Origin of the sequence: Segatella paludivivens DSM 17968 = JCM 13650, assembly GCF_000373185.1 — a bacterium.
Classification (GTDB): domain Bacteria; phylum Bacteroidota; class Bacteroidia; order Bacteroidales; family Bacteroidaceae; genus Prevotella; species Prevotella paludivivens.
Genome location: NZ_KB890626.1, coordinates 181,562 through 200,347 on the forward strand (window position 1 = coordinate 181,562; position 18,786 = coordinate 200,347).

At 36.2% G+C, this 18,786-nt stretch carries 20 protein-coding genes; 8 read left to right on the forward strand and 12 right to left on the reverse strand.

What is annotated here, in order from left to right; translation table 11 throughout:
* The first annotated feature begins 127 nt into the window (after positions 1 to 127).
* From B045_RS0100840 to B045_RS0100850, 3 genes are all read left to right on the forward strand, one after another.
* Positions 128 to 979: a hypothetical protein gene (locus B045_RS0100840; protein ID WP_018462370.1), complete on the forward strand. Its 852-nt coding sequence runs from the start codon at positions 128 to 130 to the stop codon at positions 977 to 979.
* Between the two features lie 107 nt (positions 980 to 1,086).
* On the forward strand, positions 1,087 to 2,379 hold the full coding sequence (locus B045_RS0100845) for a hypothetical protein (RefSeq protein ID WP_018462371.1): 1,293 nt from the start codon (positions 1,087 to 1,089) through the stop codon (positions 2,377 to 2,379).
* 73 nt (positions 2,380 to 2,452) lie between these two features.
* A complete protein-coding gene (locus B045_RS0100850) occupies positions 2,453 to 3,106 on the forward strand; it encodes a hypothetical protein (RefSeq protein ID WP_018462372.1) in 654 nt (217 codons plus the stop codon).
* Positions 3,107 to 3,433: 327 nt separating this feature from the next.
* On the opposite strand, the gene B045_RS0100855 is transcribed toward B045_RS0100850, so the two are convergent.
* Positions 3,434 to 5,071 carry a S41 family peptidase gene (locus tag B045_RS0100855; RefSeq protein WP_018462373.1) on the reverse strand — a complete coding sequence of 546 codons (1,638 nt, stop codon included), beginning with the start codon at positions 5,069 to 5,071 and terminating at the stop codon, positions 3,434 to 3,436.
* Positions 5,072 to 5,619: 548 nt separating this feature from the next.
* On the opposite strand from B045_RS0100855, the gene B045_RS14080 reads away from it, so the two are divergent.
* Positions 5,620 to 8,040 carry an alpha-L-rhamnosidase gene (locus B045_RS14080; RefSeq protein WP_162163146.1) on the forward strand — a complete coding sequence of 807 codons (2,421 nt, stop codon included), beginning with the start codon at positions 5,620 to 5,622 and terminating at the stop codon, positions 8,038 to 8,040.
* A gap of 81 nt (positions 8,041 to 8,121) precedes the next feature.
* On the opposite strand, the gene B045_RS0100865 is transcribed toward B045_RS14080, so the two are convergent.
* The 4 genes from B045_RS0100865 to B045_RS0100880 form a co-directional block, all read right to left on the reverse strand.
* Positions 8,122 to 8,604, reverse strand: coding sequence for a glutathione peroxidase (locus B045_RS0100865; protein WP_018462375.1), 483 nt, complete (start codon positions 8,602 to 8,604; stop codon positions 8,122 to 8,124).
* A 159-nt stretch (positions 8,605 to 8,763) separates the two neighbouring features.
* Positions 8,764 to 9,447: an alpha/beta hydrolase gene (locus B045_RS0100870; RefSeq protein WP_018462376.1), complete on the reverse strand. Its 684-nt coding sequence runs from the start codon at positions 9,445 to 9,447 to the stop codon at positions 8,764 to 8,766.
* A gap of 4 nt (positions 9,448 to 9,451) precedes the next feature.
* On the reverse strand, positions 9,452 to 9,895 hold the full coding sequence (locus B045_RS0100875; protein ID WP_018462377.1) for a GNAT family N-acetyltransferase: 444 nt from the start codon (positions 9,893 to 9,895) through the stop codon (positions 9,452 to 9,454).
* A gap of 1 nt (position 9,896) precedes the next feature.
* Positions 9,897 to 11,372, reverse strand: a complete 1,476-nt coding sequence (locus B045_RS0100880) for an amino acid adenylation domain-containing protein (RefSeq protein WP_025882967.1) — start codon at positions 11,370 to 11,372, stop codon at positions 9,897 to 9,899.
* A gap of 468 nt (positions 11,373 to 11,840) precedes the next feature.
* On the opposite strand from B045_RS0100880, the gene B045_RS0100885 reads away from it, so the two are divergent.
* A complete protein-coding gene (locus B045_RS0100885) occupies positions 11,841 to 12,404 on the forward strand; it encodes a flavin reductase family protein (RefSeq protein ID WP_018462379.1) in 564 nt (187 codons plus the stop codon).
* A gap of 2 nt (positions 12,405 to 12,406) precedes the next feature.
* The gene (locus tag B045_RS0100890; protein WP_018462380.1) at positions 12,407 to 12,679 is read left to right on the forward strand and encodes a hypothetical protein; all 273 of its coding nucleotides are present in this window, start codon (positions 12,407 to 12,409) and stop codon (positions 12,677 to 12,679) included.
* A 178-nt stretch (positions 12,680 to 12,857) separates the two neighbouring features.
* On the opposite strand, the gene B045_RS0100895 is transcribed toward B045_RS0100890, so the two are convergent.
* Positions 12,858 to 13,520 carry a class I SAM-dependent methyltransferase gene (locus B045_RS0100895; RefSeq protein ID WP_018462381.1) on the reverse strand — a complete coding sequence of 221 codons (663 nt, stop codon included), beginning with the start codon at positions 13,518 to 13,520 and terminating at the stop codon, positions 12,858 to 12,860.
* Positions 13,521 to 13,848: 328 nt separating this feature from the next.
* Here B045_RS0100895 and B045_RS0100900 point away from each other — a divergent pair, with 328 nt between their 5' ends.
* Both B045_RS0100900 and B045_RS0100905 read left to right on the forward strand, forming a co-directional pair.
* Complete coding sequence (locus B045_RS0100900; RefSeq protein ID WP_018462382.1) at positions 13,849 to 14,466, forward strand: HAD family hydrolase; 618 nt, start codon at positions 13,849 to 13,851, stop codon at positions 14,464 to 14,466.
* A gap of 131 nt (positions 14,467 to 14,597) precedes the next feature.
* Entirely contained in the window at positions 14,598 to 15,536 is a 939-nt protein-coding gene (locus B045_RS0100905; protein ID WP_018462383.1) for an NAD(P)H-dependent flavin oxidoreductase, read from the forward strand.
* Positions 15,537 to 15,583: 47 nt separating this feature from the next.
* On the opposite strand, the gene B045_RS0100910 is transcribed toward B045_RS0100905, so the two are convergent.
* Genes B045_RS0100910 through B045_RS0100935 form a run of 6 tightly spaced genes read right to left on the reverse strand, consistent with a single transcriptional unit; the run spans position 15,584 to position 18,754 of the window.
* The gene (locus B045_RS0100910; RefSeq protein ID WP_018462384.1) at positions 15,584 to 15,943 is read right to left on the reverse strand and encodes an MmcQ/YjbR family DNA-binding protein; all 360 of its coding nucleotides are present in this window, start codon (positions 15,941 to 15,943) and stop codon (positions 15,584 to 15,586) included.
* Positions 15,944 to 15,955: 12 nt separating this feature from the next.
* A complete protein-coding gene (locus tag B045_RS0100915) occupies positions 15,956 to 16,990 on the reverse strand; it encodes a winged helix DNA-binding domain-containing protein (protein WP_018462385.1) in 1,035 nt (344 codons plus the stop codon).
* Entirely contained in the window at positions 16,987 to 17,373 is a 387-nt protein-coding gene (locus tag B045_RS0100920; RefSeq protein WP_018462386.1) for a VOC family protein, read from the reverse strand. The genes B045_RS0100915 and B045_RS0100920 overlap by 4 nt, the downstream gene beginning before the upstream one ends.
* A 1-nt stretch (position 17,374) precedes the next feature.
* On the reverse strand, positions 17,375 to 17,785 hold the full coding sequence (locus B045_RS14085) for a translation initiation factor (RefSeq protein ID WP_018462387.1): 411 nt from the start codon (positions 17,783 to 17,785) through the stop codon (positions 17,375 to 17,377).
* Between the two features lie 2 nt (positions 17,786 to 17,787).
* On the reverse strand, positions 17,788 to 18,312 hold the full coding sequence (locus tag B045_RS0100930) for a GNAT family N-acetyltransferase (protein WP_018462388.1): 525 nt from the start codon (positions 18,310 to 18,312) through the stop codon (positions 17,788 to 17,790).
* A gap of 1 nt (position 18,313) precedes the next feature.
* Positions 18,314 to 18,754 (reverse strand): hypothetical protein, encoded by a 441-nt coding sequence (locus B045_RS0100935; RefSeq protein WP_044067502.1) that lies wholly within the window; start codon positions 18,752 to 18,754, stop codon positions 18,314 to 18,316.
* Positions 18,755 to 18,786: the final 32 nt, after the last annotated feature.

Consider the following 18,786-nt stretch of genomic DNA (forward strand, 5'->3'; position numbering starts at 1 on the left):
AATACTAGACATCTGTAATATCAACTCATCAATAAATGAGTATAGATCCATAAGAATAATATAACAGGAGTTAGTTATGAGAAAAGCAAAAGAGTTAAATGATAATAATAAATAATACTTTTAGAAAATGAATAATAATTATTGTGATCCTCGGCTATTAGTCCCACTAAAAGAGTTTTGTTTCAAAATAAATGATGATTGGAACTCAGGTTATTACTGGGGACCATTTCTACCATATGTTATGGAAAAATATAATGAATCAAAAGTTAAAACATTCTTCATAGGAAGAGATACTCGTGCTTGGATAAATGAAGAAAAATATGGTTCAGGACTAGCTTACCTTAAAAACCTATATGATAAGAATAATTTAAATCAGTATCTAGTTGCTAATTCAGAACTAAATCCATATGACATAGAAAAATGGAACAATAATACTAGCGCATTTTGGACTTTTGCAAGTAAATTATACCTAAGCATTATTACCAAACAAAACTACTATTCTATTAAGATACAAGATTATTCTGAAAGCGACATGGGGGAACTTAAAGGCATTGGATATGGTAATTTATATGCTATAGAAAAAAAAGATAGTCTTGAAAGGGAAAATTTTGGAAGCAATAGCTGGGAAGACATTTATAACCACGGAGACGAAAAAAAGTACTATCATATATTCAATACGGCAAATGATATTCTTAACAAATATAAATTTATTGCAGAAATTTATTCCCCAAAGATATCGTTCTGCTTTTGCTGGGAGTATAATGATTGGGATAAATATTTCGAAGGATGCAGTTTTGAGTGGCTAAAAGAATATAGTAGTCCTGATAAATGTTGTGTGTTTAAAGTTTATTTTCAAAATAAAGTTTCATTTATCATTGTAACAAAACATCCATCATCATTAAAGTATAAGCGTAATGAAGAGCGAGAAAAATTAATGCTTGAGCTTGTAAGAGTTTACAATAAACTAGTTGTTTTATAAACAATTAGCTTAAATATTTGATTCATACAATGTGTTTTAAATGTTGCTCCATTACATATAATTTCTAGAAAAGCTAGATAAGTATTATATTATTAACAAATAAAATCATGGAAAAATTCACAATTTCAAATTTAAAAAGTTTAAGTAAATTAGAGCTTGGTACATTGGGAGAAAACCTTGTATTGGAAAAGCTAAAGAAACTTGGTTATGATGCTGTCAATGCCAATACCATAAAAAATAACTATAAGGCGATAGACCTTATTTGTACAAATCCACAGAATAGTCAATCTGTTGGAATACAAGTAAAAACAACATTTGGTTCGAATGTCCCAATAGGAATGACCCTTGAAAATAGTTTTAGGGATAAATTAGAAAAAAAAATAATTGGACCATGGGTATTCATTCACATTGACAAGCAAGGAGAGTTTAGATTTTTCATTCTAAGCAAAGAAGAAATGATTACTTTAACTCATGAAAGTAATAACTGGTACGTAAATGAATGGAAAACAACATTCAGAAAGAACCCTATAAAATTAACTAGTGCTTGTGGTCTATGCATCAAATGGTTAGAAGGGGAAGGTGAAAAAGAAAATGGCAGACATTATGCGTTTAAAAATCCTCTAAATATAACCTCTGAAAATTGTTGGGACAAAATTATAGAAGCTATAAATCAAGATTCTCTTTACAAAACACTAAACGAGTTTACTGGAGTTACTGACATTAAAGATGAAAATGAGAAATTTGCAAAACTAGATCATCAATTTCTAGAAATCGCAAAATACATATTCTGTGGAGGATACTTTTCTATTAATGATAATCGCAGAATATATCCAGAGGATATTGAGTTTTATTATCATGAGGAAGATGAGAATGGTTTAAAAGATCCAGTGATGTATCACACTAATGACCATGAGAAGAAGAATGTTCTATATTTTCCCATAAATTCATTAAACTTTCATATTTCAGGAGTCGATGTAACTTTTGAGAATGAACAAAAGAAGTATCGTGCATCTTTTTTGATACGTAGATATAGTGTTTTCGACTTTGACGGAAATGAATGGCTTATAATAAAGAAAAATGAGACACGCTCTACCTATATTTATGATGACATGCTTATGAATATACCTATATCTAACGGTATCAATATTAAATGGGTAGATGAGCAGGTAAACATTGAAAATCAGAAAACTACGAAGAGTTGCCGAACTAATGTGGCAGCTTACGTTGTAAACAGAGATAATAAATACATAAAAGACAAAAATGGAAATTATATTAAAGATGAAATAAGCAATGAGGCCTATAAACAGCTTGCTGACAATGAAAAAATAAAATATTTTTCCTATTCTGGAAAGCAATATAGAAAATGCACCCGTGAGTGGAAATATAGCAAATTAGATTAATCTCAATATAACTAGTCGTTGTTGAGCAATTACAACGAGTGCTACCAACATCACTTAATATAATAGCAACAAAATGAAAGATATAATATTAGAATCGGCTCGTTTGATAGCTACTGACGACGAGAGCAAGAGAATCATTGAAACACTTAGGTCTGAAGGAGTTTATGGTCAAGAAGATAAAGAGTTACTATTGATGAATATAGTACTCGTATCTTCTGCTGAAGGAGTTGCAAAGCTTCCGGATGTGCTTTCGAAAAACTCGTTAGCAAAACTCAATATAATAATTAAGACCAATCCGTCTTTGAATATTGATAATGATATTAATTACTATTCTGTACTCTCATTCTTTAATGACGCAGACCCTTACGAGGAAATAAAGTCGTTATTGTGCTTCATTCGCACTAATGAAGATACTAATAGGAACATTGCATTTGATGAATATGAAATCTTTGATTTAATTAAAGACAGAAATATGATATCAACTGCATCGTATTCTTACAAAGAGAACGTTGATGAAGCAATCAATGAGCTTAAGAAAATTAAGCTACAAAATAATCGCAGATATCTATTGTTATTCACATACAAACATACTATTAAAGGAACAGCCCTTGATATATTATCTGTGAACAACTATTTAGATATGTTTCCCGAAAATGCAACCGTATGTTGGAACATTCTAGCGTCCTCTGTTAATCAAGTTACACTGTTAACGTCAATTTCTATATAATAAGAACAACGAATAAGTCTAATCTTTGCAGGGAAAAAGAGTTTAGCTAATTAACAAGTCGTTCCGATTTCGATAATTAAATCTTGTCAAATTGGGTATACCTCCTACGACGTACTCCAAGAAAACATCCGGATAATAAAGATGGCAACTTTAAGTCTCATCAGTCAAATAAGTTTAATGATAATAGAAATCAGGTTATACACTTTCAACTAATGCTTTATCCATTTGAATAAAAACAGCAATAAAGTATCTATTTGCATAAATACTTCATTGCTGTTTAATTATATTTTGCTCTATTTTACTAGAGAACGAAAAAAGCCAGTTATATTATTTATTAATTAAATCCAATGTATATTCCAATGCTTTGTCTGCTGGCACTTTAAAATCAGGGATTGTACCATGAATATCCTTCTCATTACTGCCTGGAAGCCAAAAACGTTTATATGAGATTGAGCTCCTTAAGCCAGAAACAGGTAGTTGATAAATCAAGATATCACCAAAGCTGACGCTCATGCCACCAGATTCCTCACCTATAACTTTTCCCATGTTATAATGCTGAAATGCCCATGAGAATGAAGAGGCAGAAGAGAACGTGTGATGACTGATAAGAAGCCAGACTTTACCTTGATAATGTCTAGACATATCACTAAAAGGATAGATTTTTTCTATTTCGTCGTTGTAATAAAGACCAACCTTCAGGCATTGTTCTGGTGATAATAAACTTTGTGTTACTGGAGATATACGAGCGAATGACTTACCGAATTGGTAGCATGGAACTTTTGATATATGCTGAAACAATATATCTCCAACACTAGAATCTCCTCCCCCGTTATTACGGATGTCAATAATTAAATTACCAATGTGCTTGGCATTTAAGTCAGCTATCATTGAATCTGCAAAGTTAGCCATAGCTGCTCTATCCTCTAAATTTCTAAAATCCATCACAGCAGCATTGTTTCCTTGAATAATACTATAGGAATAATTTGCAACACGACTTTTATCTTGAGCATCTTTATTTCGATTGATTTCTGCATGTATCTTATCGTAAGTTGCAGCCTTTAGTTTCTTAGTATAAATCTTGCCACGCAAAAGATATTTAATGTTGTAATCAGGAGCATTATAAAAAAGTTCAAAAAGCGCAGGAAATTGATAGTTGATAATTAGAAGTTTGAAGAAATAGCGTTCACCAGAAGCATAAGGCATCATCTTTTCTATCATAGTCTTATTATCTACCCCATTTATAGTTAGGATTCTTGCATTTTTAGGAATGCCAAACATATCTAACTTTGTAGTAAAAGTTGAGTCGTTAGTATTAATGTCTAACTGAAGAGGGAAACGTAAGCTTTCTTTAGTAAACAAATCATTGTTAGGAAATAACATTCGTGTATGACCATCACCTATAAATGACACTAAAGGTGCCAAGTATCTGTATAGTTCTATTCTATTAACGCTATCTGGCAACTCTATCTTTATTTTGTTTGCCATGCTCATAAATGCATCCATACCACATACAGAAAACATATCGGGATGAACTTCATTCAGCGTATACACCAAAGCATCAATATCAAATTGAGCCTGTTCTTTACTTAGTTTACCAGATGGAGATAACCTTAACAAGCTTTTAGATGGCTGTTCGAAAGGATTAAGAGATTCCCATCTAACCTGTGTGAAAGCAGAGTCATTTTTCGAGTCCAGTACTACAAAATCATAAATGCCATCCTTTTTCACATCAAATGCTATAGAATCCACATCACTTCTAAACATAACATGCTTAGCATGAGTAGAAAAAACATCAGGACGGGCTGAAGGAGTTATAGTCCAATTACCATGATTACTAACACCGTCTGCAATAATTTCTAATTTACTCTTATTTGATTTTAATACAGGGAGCTTAGTCTGTGCTTCAGAAGAACTTAATCCTGCTCCCAACAAGATTAGTAATGCTAATGTTTTTTTTAGTGTCATAAAATATAAACGTTTGTAGCGCACTCCTTAAATTTATTTCAGAAGTACTCCATAATAATAATGTGTTTCCAAATCGGTAAAATTACGCTGTGCGGAAGAGGTAATACTGATGCTAAGTACAGCTATTCATCGAAATATGATTGCAAAATTAAACATAATCTTATTAATTCCATAAGAAAACTTAGGAATTATATATAATGACATAAAAGTTATGCTATTTCACATTCTATATAGGTAACTATAATAGCTACAGTCAAATTTCATCAACTATATATTTTTCAAGGCTTGAAGGTGATGCAGTAGGTGCAAAGCGGTGAACAACCTCACCATTCTTATTGATAAAAAACTTTGTCTAGTCGTGATCATGATGACAACTGCTGTCGCCATATACAATAGTTCCACCTAAATACTGCTTTAGAACTTTTTATTCTTAAATTATCTTATAATTGTTCTTACTTTCTTCTGAAAAACTATATATTTAATGTGCAATAATATACCTTTGCAGAAGGTTATAAATGCAATTATCAAGTAAAACATTAAATACCATTATGTCAAAAATATATTCATCTTTAATCATCGCCCTATTCTGCTTTGTTTATTCTGCTTCAGCACAAGAGAGATTGCATGAGGCTCAATGGATTTCAGCTCCACATACACAGACTGCGTCAATGCCGATGTTCAGAAAAAACATTGTCGTTAAGAAAGATGTAAAGGATGTTATAATTTATGCCAGTGCACTGGGTGTATATCAGATTTATGCAAACGGCAAAAACTTGACTGACGACATGTTGATGCCGGGATGGACTGATTATCGCAAGAGCATACAATACCAAAGTTTTCATCTACAAGAAAAACTACACGCAGGCGACAAATTCTCCGTTGCCTCAGAAGTAAGTAAAGGTTGGTGGTCTGGTGGAATATCCAGAGGGATTTATGGCAAGGATATAAATATGGGATTTATTTGCGATGTGTATATTGTCTATAAAGACGGCACTACCCAAGATTGCCTTAGTGACACGACGTGGAAATGCTACACTAACGGCGCCCTAGTGATGGGCGACATTTACAATGGAGAAACTTATGACGCACGCAAAGACAATCTTGCAGATGTTTCTACCCCAGCCTACAATGACAGCACTTGGCAACCTGCTGTCATCAACCACGATAGTAAGGGCGAACTATGCGACATGATTGGACCACAAATCAAAATTAGAAACAAATCATTATGGCGTAAACCTCTAGATATTACCATTTATCAGGGAGCAGATTCAACAAACACCACATTCGGAAAAATACACATCATCAGCAACCAGAATAATCCTAAGAGTTCTATCCACCTAAAGAAAGGACAAACATTGTTGGTTGATTTTGGTCAGAACATTGTGGGATGGATCGACATGAACGTTAAAGGAAATAGCGGAACAACATTAACATGGAAGCATGGCGAAATGTTGAATTTCAACGGAGACGAATCACGACTCGACAAAGGACCTGGCGGAAGTTTGTGGACATGGAACTTAAGGGATGCAAAAGCTATAACTACATACGTGATGAATGGTAATGAGAAAAGTGAAGAATATCACCCTAATCACACTTACTTTGGATTCAGATATGCAGAACTTACGGCTACAGATGACGTAACTATAAATAATATTAAGGCACAAGTGGTAGGTACAGACCTAACAGAATGTGGAACATTCAAATGCTCTGATTCAAACATAAACCGTCTTTATAGCAATGTATGGTGGGGACAACGAGGCAATTTCATGAGTATTCCTACCGACTGCCCACAACGTGATGAAAGATTGGGATGGACTGGCGACACACAGATATTCTCACGTACTGCACTTTACAATTCTGATGCAGCCGAATTTTATCGTAAATGGATGCGAGACATGCGCGATAGTCAACGTGAGGATGGTGCCTATCCAGAGACCGCACCTTTCTGTAATATGTGGGGATATGGCACTGCTGGATGGGGAGATGCCGGAATCATCGTTCCATGGAATACATACGTAATGACGGGCGACAAAGATATTATAAAAGAGAACTGGCAATCGATGCAAAAATGGATGGAATTCTGTTCTTCTCAACATGATGGTCAATGGACGCATATTGGAGCAGAACCAAAATGCGGTGACTGGTTAGCATATAAGGAAGTTGATGCGCGATATGTTTCGTATGCTTACTTTGCCTATTCAGCAGAATTGATGCAGAAGATGGCTGAAGTTATCGGAGAAAGTGAAGAAGCTTCAAAATATAGCAAACTATGGCAAGACATTCGTAATGAATTTCAGAAACGATACATCACAGATGGAGAGATAAATACAGGTAAAGACACTCAGACTGCTTATCTGTTAGCTTTGCATTTCAATCTAATTCTGGATACTCAGAGACAGCATGCGATAGATTCTCTTCGAAAAAATATCATCAATAACGACTACAAGCTATCTACTGGATTCATAGGAACAGGTATTCTCATGGAGACGCTTACTGAATGCGGAATGACAGATCTCGCCTATCGTTTACTTTTCCAGCATCAAAATCCATCATGGCTCTACAGTATAGACCAAGGAGCAACAACAATATGGGAACGCTGGGACAGTTATACGCGTGAGAGTGGATTCAACAAGCATCCATGGAATATGAATTCATTCAACCATTATAGTTATGGTGCAGTTGTAGAGTGGTTCTATTCTTCTATCTTGGGCATTCGCCCTGACGAACAGCAACCAGGCTTCCGCCACATCATCCTTGAACCATATCCTGGCACAAAACTCCAATGGGCAAAGGGATCAACGATGACGAAATACGGTAAAGTAAGTGTGGAATGGAAAAAAGACACTCAAGGAAGAATACACTATATGGTTACGATTCCGAAAGGAACTAGTGCCACATTGATAACCAATAATCAGCGAAAAGAAGTAAAGGCTGGTAAGCATACATACTGTTTGGATATTAAAGAATAATTAGGTTTTTTCAGTATAATAAGCGATTGCTTGTTATACTGGAAAAAGTAAGATTATGCTTATCCTAATAGATACATATATTTACAGCTCGTTCACTATATATTTTTCTAGGCTTGAAGGTGATGCAGTTGGTGAAAAACGATGAACAACTTCGCCATTCTTATTGATGAGAAACTTAGTGAAATTCCATTTGATAGCACTCCATAAGATTCCTCCCTTCTTGCTCTTCAGCCACTTATATAGTGGATCGGCATCATTTCCATTAACATTTATTTTCTTCATAATAGGAAATGTCACACCATAATTTAACGAACAGAACTCCTGTGTCTGATCGTCTGAACCAGGATTTTGATTAGCAAACTGGTTGCATGGGAAACCTAAGATTACCAGACCTTTATCCTGATATGTATTACATAACTCTTCAAGTCCCGTTAATTGCGGAGTGAATCCACACTTCGTTGCAATGTTTACAATCAACACTACTTTACCTTTATACTCAGCGAGGCTTACAGACTCACCTTTCTTGTTCTTAACCGTGAAATCATAAAAATTCTTTGTTTCCATAATTTTATTTTTAAATGATTAAAATGCATGAAATATATTTTATATCTCACAAGATTTAAAAGTAAATTGCGACATCTTTAGAGTCTAGTTGTATTCAGTATAATTCTAGTAATCACAATTAAGCAAAATGCAATGTTCTCAGTTGTTACATTTCATGTATCATAACTCTTTCCGAAGAGCAGCTATAGCCCACTTTATTCCTTTAGCCTGACGTAGATCTCCTTCAACAAAATGATTTCCAGGATTTAGTTCAAAGTGCACAACATGACCTTGTACTTTATAGTGTTCAAAAATATGTTGCGTCTTTTCGATGGTAGTCTGCAAATATGTATTCTTTGATATACATTCTTTATCACCAATGGAAAGATAAACAGGTGCCTTAGTCATAGGCTCATGAGAGATTACAAAATCATCGAAATCAGGATACCATAAGCTTCCCGAAGCTGAAATGTAAGCAGCAAACTTGTCTGTACGATACATTGCATAGAGAGAAAAAAGCCCCGACATTGAATAGCCGAGGAGTATTCGGCGTGGATTATCCACTTTCAGCAGTTTCTCGCAATAAGGAATCAAACCTGTAAGCATCCATTTGAGATATTCATCGGCATTGCCCTCAAAGTTATCATACTTAGATATCACTTTATCTGCCGGATATGGCGACATATCTGCATCCCAATCAATCTTCGAGATAACGACAAAATGGAATGGTAAACAATTCAATTCCTCACATGATTCAAGAATAAGTTCGGTTCCATCGCCATAACTATTGCAATAAACGATAATATCTGTTGGCTCTAACGATGGAGTTAACGTGATGTTGTAACCGTCTAATATCTCTTTCATACTTTTACAGTTTGTAATAATCCATCATTTCCTTAAATCCCAACTTCAGATACACCCCTTTACCATCTTCTGATGATTCTAGATAAATCTTGGTTATTCCCTGCGCTTTAGCCTGATTAACAAGCCACGAGACGATTTCCATACCATATCCGTTACAACGATACTGGGGACGAACATATATGTTCATCAAGTAAGCACATCTACCTGATGGATTTTCTGGTGATGGCATTTCATCATAGAGGCATAAGCCGCCACATCCTATTTCATTATCATACAGGCAAGCAATATGTCCACCACGAGTAATCTCTTGCACATAGTATTCACGATTCGCCGCCTCCAAGGCTTTCCAATCTACATTTTCAGAATCTGCAAATACTTCGTGCAACACTTCCATACGCCACGACATCAACGTATCGAGTTCATCAACATTTACTCTTCTTATATTCATATCAAGCTAATTTTAATACTTTCGGCAAAGCCTTTACATCTACCTTTCCATTAGGAGTGAGCGGCATTGTGTCTAGTTTGACGAAAAACTCAGGAATCATATATGCTGGTAGAAATTTTGCCATATTTTCACGCACACGACTCATTCTAAAAGCTAGTTTATCCTTCGGCACGATATAAGCAGCTAGATAAGCGAGTCCGTTCTTGTCGTTATGTGCCAACACAATGCCCTTTTCCACGTCAGGACAATTACAAAGAATGTTTTGAATTTCAACGGTTTCTACTCTTTTGCCAAGAATCATCACCTGAGTATCTTTACGATGTAGAAATATGATGGTACCATCTGTTTTCATTAGCCCTAAATCACCAGAACGATACATCATCCTACCATCTTCTAACTTCACATAAGCTTCGTTTTCCTTCTCACGATGTTCACCAATATATCCTCGCGAGACTCCTCCACCTAAGATACATATTTCACCTATGTTGCCATTAGGAACCTTTTCCAACTTATCATTTCTTATCTCTATCTGAGTTCCAAGTACTGGCTTCCCTATAGGATAAGTACCATCGGGTTCAGCCTTAACCTTATTCACATGACAATAAGATGCACAAACCGTTGTTTCGCTTGGACCGTATGTATTATATATTTGAAATTTATCAAGAAGATTAGTCACATAATCTTCTCTTAATATGTCACCACCACTTATCAGCAATTTAAGAGAAGAGGGAATATGATTAAGTTTGTTCATCTCCAACAAGAGATATGGGAAGCCGCTGATTTCTGTTATTTGGTGTTTTTCGATGAAGTCCATCACACGCCTAATATTCCTCTTTACATAGTCAGAGGGAATAGCAAGTGTAGCACCATTGCAGAGCGTTGCGAACACTTCCTCTACAAAGATGTCGAATGAACATACAGAATACTGAAGCATCTTGTCTCCCACAGTGGTATGGAATTCATTCTCGAAAGCAGATATATAGTGACATACATTGCGATTCTCCACAGTCACTCCTTTAGGCATACCAGTAGACCCACTAGTATATAGCACGTAAGCAATGCCATCCGCAATAGATTTGTCTGTAGATTTTGCATTCTTGTCAATGACCAATCCCTGTTCGATGAAACACAAATTCAATCCTTCAAGTTTTTGTGCATACATCCCATTGGTAATAACAAAGTCTACCTTACATTCATCCATGATAAACTTAATTCTATCAGTTGGGAAAAATGGTTCAACTGGTACATACCCTGCCCCAGCCTTTAATATAGCAAGCATTGCAGCGATTTGCTCTACGTTATGATTCATCACAACGCCGATAAGTTTGGGATTATTTGTTTTAAATCTATCTATTATCGTGTCTACAAGTGCATTGAGTTCAGAAAAGGTTAGACTTCTTTTATGATCAAACACAGCTACAACGTCTGGATGAATCTCCACCTGTCGCATAAAATAACTATAAATTGTATTTTTCATATCACACCATTTCTTTTACATTATCTAAATCATTTTTCTATGGATGAATAAACAATCATGTTGAATGAACAACACTCTCTATTTTCTTCGTCCTTCTTATATAATTCAATGTAGTTATAATGCATATTCATGAGTAAGGTATTATCAGTATATATATGTACTCGTTACTAGACTGCATTATAGTGCTTATCATGTTGCTATATATAGCAAATCATTATAGCTACAAATATAGTAATAAAATGAACCGCCTCCAAATAATTCTTTGCCTTATAAACTTTGAACAACAAAAACAATCATTTTGTTTTATTATCCTGTAATACATGTATTTACATATTCATCAATATGATATTGATGAACAGTAAATAAAGTTATAGTTCAGATTTTGATAATTAATTATTATCGAATTGAGTATATTATTTTGGAGAAAATATGTAACTTTACCGAATGAATAACTAACATCATACGAATATGAAGAGTTTTATTGCAAAACCATGGCTGTTGCCACAGCCAGTACTCATTATTGGTACATACGATGAGAACGGAGTTCCTAATGCTATGAATGCCGCTTGGGCAGGTCAGGCAAATATGAACTTAATCACCATTTCGATGGGTAACCACAAGACTACCAGCAACCTGAATGCTAATGGCGAGTTTACTCTAGCATTTGCTTCAAAAGAGACGATGGTTGCATCTGATTATGTAGGAATTGTGAGTCAGAAGAATCATCCAGACAAAATGCTTAAATCTGGCTTAACCCAGGAGAAAGCTCCGAACGTGAATGCACCAGTATTCACAGACTATCCGATGACATTTGAATGCCGCGTCAAAGAGAAACTTTATGAAAGCGAAACTGGTTACTTCATTGTTGCAGAGATTGTGAATATACTTGTAGACGAAAAGTATCTTGCAGAAGATGGCAAACCAGATGTTGAGAAAATGAATTTAATTACTTTTGACCCTATCCATTTGGGATACATTGCACTCGGCGATCGTGTTGGTCAGGCATTTGGTGAAGGAAAGAAATTAAAATAAGAATGAAAGAAACGCTACTACATATCAAGGCATGGCTTCAATGCCTGTCATTTCGTACAGGCGTCATCGTGCTGGCTTTATGCATACCATTTTATATTCTCTCTTTTGCCCAAATGGCATTACCTGCAAAATATCTTTCTCTTGATACTAAAGGTTATCTGTGGATAGTACTATTTGGAATGGCTAAAATATGCCAATATGGAGGTCTCACCATTTTAGGAGTTGAGGGATATAAACGAGTTAAAACATGGTTAAAAGTAAACAAGGAGAAATAGGAAGACAATGGTAATATTGAATAGCTGCAATATGTAAGTTATGTCTTTTGAAGGAGAAACACAAGTTGGACAAATTTATCGTTGACTGATATCTTCACATTCTTTGAAATTCAGTCGTAGCTCGACGAAATTCGTGCTGTCGCAGTTCTGTTTTTCCTACTTTATCATTTGTTACTGATTATTTCTTCCTTGCCTTAAAGTATGCCATTGAACCTTCAATATGGTAATCAAGCACATCATAATTTCTATCTAAGCGATTCCGCAATGATTCTGCCGTCTCGAAAGGAGGCGTGAACCACCCCTTACGTGAAAGGATTGTATTCACTAGCCCATCAGAAATAAGAGATTTTCCTTTCACATAGAAACATGCGATGAAATCACCACCAATCTTCAACGTACGGTAGATTTCAGAATAGGCTTTCTCTTTGTATGGGAATGCATGAACTCCATTCATACTGAGCACAACATCAAACTCACTATTTTCAAATGGTAATATGCTGACATCTCCTTGAAGTGTTCTCACGTTTTCAAGCCCTGTTGCATTAAAACGTTGATCTGCTTGTGCCAACATATCCTTACTATAATCAAGGCAGATAATCTCGGCATCTTTCAACTCCTGATATTTCATATAGGTGAAGATACCTGTGCCAACAGGAACATCCAACAACTTACCACAAAATCCGCTAGGTATATAGTCTAACACATGCTTCACAATCTCTTTTTCATCAACATTTCCCCAGAATAATCTCATATAGAGACGGCTCCACCACTTTTTTTGCGTGAGCATATCATCGTAGAAATTAATACTCTGACGATATGATTCTTTTATTTTGTCTATCATGATTATTCATTTTATTTAGCGATAATGATAGTAAACTGTCGTAGCAATCGTCCAAGGAATCCATCAGGACGAGCACACTGGCAAAAAACATATTTTAATATTTTCATAGCAATAAAGTATAATATAAATTCCAATGCAAAGATACACATTGTATTTGAATAATGCAATACCTATTTCACGTCATTCATCATTTGATGCTACATTCACAGAAACTATTACATTGATAAATTCCTTTTACTATTTATTCTGTAAAGAAGCATCAAAATGATATAAAACAAATTCGTTTTTCTATAACAAATGATGTAAAATAATTCGTAACTTTGCATTCATGAATAGTAAAATAAAAAATATTATTTTCGATTTAGGTAATGTTCTCGTTAAACTCGACGAAGATGCCACAATGCGTGCTTTTGAAAAGCTTGGAATGGGTAGATTTAATCATTTACATGAATATCCAGAAGCTTTGAAACTATTTCAAGCCATGGGCATAGGAATGATTTCTAATCAGGAGTTCTTTGATTCATTCCGCAAAATTATCAATCCAGATGCTACAGACAAGCAAATTACTGATGCTACCAATGCGATGCTCCTCATAATTCCGGATGCGAAAAAACAAAAATTGATTGATCTTCGCAAAGCGGGATATAGAACATTCTTGTTGAGCAACACCATTGATATACATTGGCGCTATTGTAAAGACAAACTTTTTCCGATGGATCACTACACCGCTGATGATTATTTTGACCGCATTTTCACGTCACAAGAGATGCACATGAAAAAACCTGATGACGAAATATTTCAGTCGGTTATTAAAGAAGCAAGTATAAAGCCTAATGAGACAATCTTCATTGATGATCTTGAAGTGAACTGCGAGGCTGCTGAAAGAAATGGTATACAATCATTTCAGAACAAGGAATTTGATGATTGGATGAAATTATTTAGTTAATATGAAGCGACTTTAAATCGTTTATGCCTATATTTGCAACATGAAGATACCTTTATGTTCAACCAAAGTCAAGAAATTACACCTATGTAATTCATAAAGAGATAAATCTCATAAAGCATAAATAGAAGAAAATGAAAGCAACTAGAATAACAGAACTCTTTGGAATAAAATATCCTATCATTGCTGGAGGAATGGTATGGTGCAGTGGATGGCGATTAGCTTCTGCCGTGAGTAATGCTGGCGGATTGGGACTAATTGGTGCTGGTAGTATGCATCCAGAAACACTAGCCGAGCATATTGACAAAATGAAGGCTGCCACAGACAAACCATGGGGCGTAAATCTTCCATTGATGTATCCTGAAATTGATAAGATTGTAGAACTTATCATCAACAAAGGTGTGAAGATTGTATTCACATCTGCTGGTAGCCCTAGCAAACTAACGGCAAAGTTTCACGAAGCAGGTATAAAGGTTGTTCATGTTATAGCTAACAGCAAGTTTGCCCGCAAATGCGAGGAGGCTGGTGTTGATGCTATCGTTGCTGAAGGATTTGAAGCAGGCGGACACAACGGCCGTGAAGAACTGACCACAATGACCTTGATACCGCAAATTCGTAAGGCAACATCGTTGCCACTGCTTGCTGCTGGAGGTATTACCTCAGGCAATGCTATATTGGCTGCTATGGCTCTTGGTGCAGATGGCGTGCAAATAGGTACACTTTTTGCCTTGAGTGAGGAGAGTTCGGCATCTATTGCTTTCAAGCAGCACTGTTTAAATCTAGGCGAAAGCGACACAATGCTTGCGCTGAAAAAGATATCTCCTACTCGTCTCGTTAAAAACGCTCTTTACGAACGTATCAAGGAAGCTGAGGATCGTGGGGCTGACGCAGACGAACTGCGCACCATACTTGGAACCAATGCCGCTAAACGAGGTATCTTTGAAGGCGATATAGAGAATGGAGAAATGGAGATTGGCCAGGCAGTAGCTGGAATCCATGAGATAAAACCTGTGAGTTTGATTATGAAAGAATTGGTTGACGAATACGATAAGACATTACAAACACTTAGATGAACCATATACATCTAAGTACTTGTAAATATTCACATTATAGCAACCGATTACACCTTATCAGAATACTTTAATCTTAGTATTTTTGGCAGACCACTGATCACGAGATTATAGGATTCTACAATCCACTTTTTAATTTGTTCTGCATCGAATATATGCTCTATAAGGATGTCATTCCAATGCACTTTGTTTAGATGGTATCCGGCACTTACGGCTTCATACTTATCACGAAGACGCAGTCCCTCTTCAGGTGGCAGTTTGATAGAGATACGTGGTTCGGCATATTCCAAAGGCAGATGTAGGAATATCTTTCCTTCAATTCTAAACACAATCATCTCTGGACCATACGGAGAATCCTCTGTAACACCAGGTAGTGACAGACAATATTCTCTAACTTCTTCTATATTCATAATAATATTGTTTTACTTGGTTTTAAATTTCATATATCTCGCCCACTCTTCCTGCATATCTGTATCATGCTCTCCATCAAAGAATTCTACTTGGCATTCTTTTTTAAATGGACTCCAGTTACCACATATTCTACCATCTTTAGCTACTATAGGCTGAAAGATTCCATTGTTATTATGAGCCTTATGCTTGTATTCTTCTGAGAGTACAATGTCACGACTCTTATAGCTTATTAGATATTCATCATAGGGAGAAAGCAAAAGATACTTATCCTTACGGAATCCACGTGTCTTACAATCGTCGGTCAGATAGAAGTCTCTTCCATTGTATTTCTCAAGATGAATAGAATCACCTAAAAGAGCGATTCCTTTTCGGCAATCACTCATACTTAATCCCGACCACCATGCAAAATCTTCCAACGTTGCCGGTTGACGACTTTGAAAGTATTTACGAGTGAAGAGCATTAAAGCATTGTCGCGGTCTAATTTAGCAGACTGTTTCACCTTATCTGCTGTTAAAGCATAAGTAGCTTTCATCGGCAACAAGTCTCCACTACAAATGGTGCCCGACATCTCTGCCATGCGGATATGATAGGATAGTCGGTGATTATCCAGCCGAATATCTTTCTTTGCAAGCGCATCAATAAAGTCTTCTTTCGTTACGCTTTTCTTGTCGGCAGCTGTCTGGGCGAGAATATCTCTTACTCTCATCAGTTCATCATCTGGAATGCTGATTTTATTACTGCTCATCCATCCCTTAATTACGGCTATTGACTTGGGAGCGCAAAGTTCTATCAAGTTCCAATAATCATCAGCAGATATAAGTTGCCAAGTGCCTCTCATCAAGTGCATGCGTATAATCTTTCCACTGTCAAAAGCCTCTTTAAAAGCTTTAGCTGATGGCTTGCGAGTACGCATCTCCACAGCCCATCGCATCATGCGATATTCCTGTGCCTGCATCGCACACATATAGTTTACCACATCTTCAGGATTATTGAATTGTGGGCATATTAACTGCTGATTTAAAAGTCGTATTGCTATAGGATTCATACCGTAATCTCAATTAAAACTCCTTCGGGTCCTGCAATACAACTTTCGTAATAGCCATCACCCGTAGTACGTGGTCCACTGATGCACTCGTAGCCTGCATTCTTTAATTCTTCCGCCTTTGCATCTACAGCGTTCTTGCTTCCAAGCGCAATCGATACATGAATAAATCCGCCACGAAAGACATCTGTTAATGGCTCTGTAACCTCTGGCCTAGACATAATTTCTAAGCGTGCACCACCATCAGGGAAACTTAAGATATATGTTTTAAGTCCTGTACGTGGATTGTGATATAGTTCATTAGATGCACAACTGAAGTGTCCCACAAAGAAACACTTCATGCTTTCAAGGTCTATACAATAAAGTGCAATATGGTCAATATTCATATTACTTAGTTTGTGTATAACCTTCTTTCTTCAAAATGTCGAGAAGTCGCTCACGGTGATCTCCTTGAATAATAATCTCTCCATCCTTTACAGAACCGCCGACACCACATTTTTGCTTTAAAATCTTACAAAGGTTCATCATATCATCTTCTGAACCAACGAAGAATTTAACGATCGTGACCGTTTTGCCACCACGCCCAGCACGTTCCATATATAATCGTAACTTCTGCTGATTCTTTGGTAACGTCATCATTTCATCATCTGAATTCTCGGAATAGCCAAAATCAGTATTTGTGGAGTAAACCACTCCTACTCGCTTCTTTCTATCAACATCTTTATTTTCTGATGTCTCTACATTATCGCTTGTTGCTCCTAGAGCAGCCAAAGCACTTTTCCAATCTGTTCCTGCCATATTTATTTCATTACTTTTTGAAACTCAAACAATCCATCCGCTTGATCTAAATGCCCAGGCAAATTAGGATCTGGATGATGTGCATTAAAGAACTCTACTACATGAAAACCACAACGGTTAATGTAGAAGTGAACATTGCGAACATCGAAATAAGGTGTAGAGGTTGACCACACTTCTGTTTCTGGGTGCAGTTGCTCAATGGCATTCCAAATTGCATAACCTACTCCTTTACTCTGCACACCTACCTTTACATAGAGAAAAGTCAATTCATTATGGTGAGTCTGATTATCAACCTTCAGGACAGTTCCACCTAAGCGATGTCCAAATTCATCAATAGCCTCGTATGCTTCAGCGCCTTCTGCATTCATTGCCTCATAGAAGTCCTTATCAGGCAATATCTGCCATGTATTAGCTGCATCCTCTCCATCATGCTTACAAGAGTTGAAGCCTTTGAGAAATGCTTCTTGCATCTCTTCCTTAAAATCTATTATTTGATCATCAGTGAGTCTTTGCAATCTAATATACATCTTATTTACTTTCCAATTTAGAATTCATATACTCGCGGCTTACAGTAATCTGTGCCGTAGGACGAATAGAGTAACTTTGTGGCTTTTTATTTGTGGTAGAATAGCCGAAAGTTAAATGTCCATCAGAACTTTTAGTCAGTTTGATATCTTTGATTTCAGTGCCAAGATTGGTTTCAGGAAGTACCTTTGCAATCACAAAGTCTTTTTCGAAATCAATTTGTGTTGGCTGACCATTCTTACCCATAAAGGCTGCAGCACCGAAATAGCGATCAAACTCTACCTGCGTAGTCAGCTTGAGTAACTGTTCTCCCTTTGGAGCGTCATTACGGTAGAAGTAATTCTTTACTTCCTTGAAATTTACTGCTTCTTTACTTACAGAGCAAGATGTCATTGCTACTGCCACGAGACAGCAAACGACCATTCTGATTATCTTTTTAAACATAATTCTATTTTTTAACAAGCAGGAAATGCTGT

Excerpts from the sequence above, each read along its gene's own strand:
- B045_RS14080 (WP_162163146.1), top strand. The coding sequence starts at position 5,620 with ATGTCAAAAATATATTCATCTTTAATCATCGCCCTATTCTGCTTTGTT.
- B045_RS0100845 (WP_018462371.1), top strand. The coding sequence starts at position 1,087 with ATGGAAAAATTCACAATTTCAAATTTAAAAAGTTTAAGTAAATTAGAG.
- B045_RS0100855 (WP_018462373.1), bottom strand. The coding sequence starts at position 5,071 with ATGACACTAAAAAAAACATTAGCATTACTAATCTTGTTGGGAGCAGGA.
- B045_RS0100910 (WP_018462384.1), bottom strand. The coding sequence starts at position 15,943 with ATGAATATAGAAGAAGTTAGAGAATATTGTCTGTCACTACCTGGTGTT.
- B045_RS0100865 (WP_018462375.1), bottom strand. The coding sequence starts at position 8,604 with ATGGAAACAAAGAATTTTTATGATTTCACGGTTAAGAACAAGAAAGGT.
- B045_RS0100905 (WP_018462383.1), top strand. The coding sequence starts at position 14,598 with ATGAAAGCAACTAGAATAACAGAACTCTTTGGAATAAAATATCCTATC.
- B045_RS0100920 (WP_018462386.1), bottom strand. The coding sequence starts at position 17,373 with ATGAATATTGACCATATTGCACTTTATTGTATAGACCTTGAAAGCATG.
- B045_RS14085 (WP_018462387.1), bottom strand. The coding sequence starts at position 17,785 with ATGGCAGGAACAGATTGGAAAAGTGCTTTGGCTGCTCTAGGAGCAACA.
- B045_RS0100840 (WP_018462370.1), top strand. The coding sequence starts at position 128 with ATGAATAATAATTATTGTGATCCTCGGCTATTAGTCCCACTAAAAGAG.
- B045_RS0100875 (WP_018462377.1), bottom strand. The coding sequence starts at position 9,895 with ATGAATATAAGAAGAGTAAATGTTGATGAACTCGATACGTTGATGTCG.
- B045_RS0100870 (WP_018462376.1), bottom strand. The coding sequence starts at position 9,447 with ATGAAAGAGATATTAGACGGTTACAACATCACGTTAACTCCATCGTTA.
- B045_RS0100895 (WP_018462381.1), bottom strand. The coding sequence starts at position 13,520 with ATGATAGACAAAATAAAAGAATCATATCGTCAGAGTATTAATTTCTAC.
- B045_RS0100880 (WP_025882967.1), bottom strand. The coding sequence starts at position 11,372 with ATGAAAAATACAATTTATAGTTATTTTATGCGACAGGTGGAGATTCAT.
- B045_RS0100890 (WP_018462380.1), top strand. The coding sequence starts at position 12,407 with ATGAAAGAAACGCTACTACATATCAAGGCATGGCTTCAATGCCTGTCA.
- B045_RS0100915 (WP_018462385.1), bottom strand. The coding sequence starts at position 16,990 with ATGAATCCTATAGCAATACGACTTTTAAATCAGCAGTTAATATGCCCA.
- B045_RS0100935 (WP_044067502.1), bottom strand. The coding sequence starts at position 18,754 with ATGTTTAAAAAGATAATCAGAATGGTCGTTTGCTGTCTCGTGGCAGTA.
- B045_RS0100885 (WP_018462379.1), top strand. The coding sequence starts at position 11,841 with ATGAAGAGTTTTATTGCAAAACCATGGCTGTTGCCACAGCCAGTACTC.
- B045_RS0100850 (WP_018462372.1), top strand. The coding sequence starts at position 2,453 with ATGAAAGATATAATATTAGAATCGGCTCGTTTGATAGCTACTGACGAC.
- B045_RS0100930 (WP_018462388.1), bottom strand. The coding sequence starts at position 18,312 with ATGTATATTAGATTGCAAAGACTCACTGATGATCAAATAATAGATTTT.
- B045_RS0100900 (WP_018462382.1), top strand. The coding sequence starts at position 13,849 with ATGAATAGTAAAATAAAAAATATTATTTTCGATTTAGGTAATGTTCTC.